Source organism: Paenibacillus sp. P4_E11 (genome assembly GCF_056401635.1).
Genome location: NZ_JBFUIX010000288.1, coordinates 1 through 3,032 on the forward strand (window position 1 = coordinate 1; position 3,032 = coordinate 3,032).

Consider the following 3,032-nt stretch of genomic DNA (forward strand, 5'->3'; position numbering starts at 1 on the left):
CTGTAAGCGTCTGTAAGCGTGTATAGCGCCCCTCTGACCGCATCAACAATCTCAGCATCCTCTTGGTAAGCAACGATGTCTGCAAGCGATATGGCACCCATATCCGCTAGTTTACCCGTCTGTGCGAAGAATCGTTCGGGAGCTCCTGATCCATTTGGCATTCCGCTGTATCGGGCTACGCCAGCTGATGGTAATGGGTTGTGCCGTTCGAAGTTATAGACGGCCATCTCATAGCTCCGGTAGTGTTGTAGCAACTCTGTGATTTCTTGTTCCCCGTTCATTGGTTATCACCTCACTCCGAATATCTTTTTTGCAATTTCTGTTTCCTCTTCAAGTGTTTCTTTCATCGAATCGGCTAAGTATCGGTTAACCTCTGAAAAGTTCACGTCTCCTAGATTCACGGGTTTCAGGTTCGTTCCCTCTCTGAGAACTTTGTACTTCTCGATGTCTGGCATGGTTACCTCCGTATCCTGGATTTGATCAAAAATGTAAATATTGCGATTAAGAGGCTGTTTAGTATACTATCTAACACGTCCACGGCCTCCACTTCGTTGAGCCTATTCGGTCGGACTCGATGGCGGCGGTGCCGCAATACCTTCTTTCAGCGTCGACATGACGCCKCGGTATAGGTTCCTCACATATCCGCGCTCCGGCATCTCCAAGTTTCGCTCCAATCGCTCCAACTCATATAATGCCGTTTCAATCGTTTCTCTAAGTCGAGAATTATCCTCGATGTAACGAACATTATTTTCGAAAGCAATTGAAAACCGTTGTTCCCAATCGTCTTTTGCATCAAATTCGCCCGATTCAATTACTGCAATCGTGTGATAATACCCTGTTGATCTATCATCTGTCGATAGGTGGCCGTCCGCTTCTTCTTGAAGCCACTTCACTAATTCAACTTTATCAAGCATGAATCCCCTCCGCACTTAGAACACTCCCGATTTTTACGAGCTTATCGTTATCTTTTGCAGATAGCCAGAAAGAGCCTTTTCCGTCCGTCATATTGAAATGGCCTTTGCTATCTGTCCGCACATAAATTCCTACGCGGCGAGGGTTATCAGTACTCGCATATCCATTTTCGACAAGATCGCCGAATCTAAATTTCACCTTGTACACCGCCTATTTTATTTTGGGGAGAGGGAGCGCCAGGCTCCCCTACTCAACTTCGTCGTATGATTGTTCGAATATATCTGGCTTGCAGGGGTAAAACTCACCTTTGACTCCTTTGATAATGTAGTCCCCTTTAGTTGCAGTCATCGTCCCTTCGAGAGTAGGAATTAAAACTGATTCATTCGCTGATTCCAGTGTCATAACATCCATGAACTTAGCGATTTCCATTTGGTTATTACCATCCCAACGTACTGCCTCGATCACAACTGGCTTCTTCCGRTACTTTGCCATCTACGCCACCAATCCTTCCCGGCGCTTCAACGTCTCAACATCAATCGCTAACCTYGCGACCGTTGATTTAAGCGCTTCGAACTCTGCGAGATGTACCGCTTGATCGTCTGTGCTGCCCATCGATTGTCCTTCTGCTCCTGCAGCGTCCGTGGAACCCTCTGTCGAACCCTCCACATCTCCTGTGCCTTCGCGAAACTGGCCTTGTGTCACGACCTCAAGCGCTGGAGGATCGACTTCAAGGGATTCACCCAATGGTAAATCCGGTATAGCACTTTGTGCTTGGTGCTGGAGGCGAAACTGGGTCACCTGCTCAGGGTCATTCAACACGATGTAGCTGTTCTTTTGGGTCCAGTTGAAGGTTACTTCTTCGCCATCAATGACGCGCTTGGCTGTGTAGTTCTTGGGGTTGATGTCATTGTCCGGTTTGAGGTCGTACACGGTCTTTTGAGCCCTCACACGCTCGATACGCTCTTGTTCTTCTGCTGCACGTCTGGCTTCTTCCTCTGCGTCCACCACTCGGATAGAACCGCTTACGCCACGCGAGATTTGCAGTTGCAGATCGTCGTTCCAGCTTTTGAGCKGTGCGTTCTCGGCTTCCAGTTCCGTGATACGTGTCCCGGCTGCGTCACGCTTCGATTCTGCGTCATCAGCCCGTGTTTCTTGCTCATTGGCCCATACGGATAATCGGCTGTTCTCACGCTCCAGGTCGCTGTACCGAATTTGAAGATTGTCTATTTGTCGTTCGCGCTGCAGTTCCCGTTCCTCGTACCCTTTGATTTGTGCGCTTGAAGATTCTGCTTGGACCTCGAACAATTGCACGAACTTCCCGTATATCAATTCATATTCGTCGTCTCCTGCGCATAATTGCCGCATCGTCAGTCCGCCGACTTGCAGCGAGTCCAGTATGTAAGCGAACTTCTGCTGCGACTCTGCAATCCGTACCTCATGGTTCTGCTCAACTTTCTGATGCGATTTCAAGTCTTCATGTGCCTCCGCGAGCTGATTACTCAGCCAATTACGGCGGTCAATCTGATCCTGCGTCAAATTCGAGTCTTCCCGGTTCAGGTAGGTGTTCAGCTCATCTTGCAATGTTGCAATGTGTTGATTCAATGTTTCGCTCATTCGTGGTATTCCTCCTAATATTTTGATGATTCCGAATCTTCCGATTTTTCTACTTACATTGTATCACATTTTGGCTACAAAAACCAGTGAAAACCCTGTAGTGGCGCGGTTTTACGAAACTTTTATGATGCATTATCCGGCGGTCGAAATGGTCRTTTCTTCACCTCCCCAACTGTCTGCTTTTTACGTTTGTACTCCGCAATGTTCAGCACTTTCGATACTCGTTCAACTCTCATTTGTGCTCACCTCCTATCAAGTGTCTATCATTTCGCATACACTTGTGGGCTCCTGTGAGACTCGTAGAGCGCTTCTGAAAGTGAGTGGCTGAGTAACACGGAAACGGACGCAGGATGCCCACAACGTGTCCTAGAGCGTCTGTGGCGACGTGTTGATTGCCTACTGCAACCCAGCTTTGTATCATGCGATCTCCTCCATATGGACAAGGATATATGGCTTCTTGCTGATCCCGCCTTGCCGTACCCTAAACTCTCGGATGTGATCGAAGT

At 48.2% G+C, this 3,032-nt stretch carries 6 protein-coding genes; all 6 read right to left on the bottom strand.

The features are described from left to right. On the bottom strand, nucleotides 1–281 hold a 281-nt coding region (locus AC1DWB_RS32915), incomplete at its 3' end, for a hypothetical protein (RefSeq protein ID WP_477545306.1). A 6-nt stretch (nucleotides 282–287) separates the two neighbouring features. Then, nucleotides 288–455 carry a hypothetical protein gene (locus AC1DWB_RS32920; protein ID WP_477545307.1) on the bottom strand — a complete coding sequence of 56 codons (168 nt, stop codon included), beginning with the start codon at nucleotides 453–455 and terminating at the stop codon, nucleotides 288–290. Between the two features lie 102 nt (nucleotides 456–557). Beyond that, on the bottom strand, nucleotides 558–914 hold the full coding sequence (locus AC1DWB_RS32925; RefSeq protein WP_477545308.1) for a hypothetical protein: 357 nt from the start codon (nucleotides 912–914) through the stop codon (nucleotides 558–560). Then, the gene (locus AC1DWB_RS32930) at nucleotides 907–1,110 is read right to left on the bottom strand and encodes a hypothetical protein (RefSeq protein ID WP_477545309.1); all 204 of its coding nucleotides are present in this window, start codon (nucleotides 1,108–1,110) and stop codon (nucleotides 907–909) included. Before AC1DWB_RS32930 ends, AC1DWB_RS32925 begins: the two co-directional genes overlap by 8 nt. A gap of 48 nt (nucleotides 1,111–1,158) precedes the next feature. After that, nucleotides 1,159–1,341, bottom strand: a complete 183-nt coding sequence (locus AC1DWB_RS32935; protein ID WP_477545311.1) for a hypothetical protein — start codon at nucleotides 1,339–1,341, stop codon at nucleotides 1,159–1,161. 63 nt (nucleotides 1,342–1,404) lie between these two features. Continuing rightward, entirely contained in the window at nucleotides 1,405–2,526 is a 1,122-nt protein-coding gene (locus AC1DWB_RS32940; protein ID WP_477545310.1) for a hypothetical protein, read from the bottom strand. Nucleotides 2,527–3,032: the final 506 nt, after the last annotated feature.

Bases quoted from the DNA above. Each gene is read 5' to 3' on its own strand.
- AC1DWB_RS32935 (WP_477545311.1), bottom strand. From the start codon at position 1,341: ATGGAAATCGCTAAGTTCATGGATGTTATGACACTGGAATCAGCGAAT.
- AC1DWB_RS32920 (WP_477545307.1), bottom strand. From the start codon at position 455: ATGCCAGACATCGAGAAGTACAAAGTTCTCAGAGAGGGAACGAACCTG.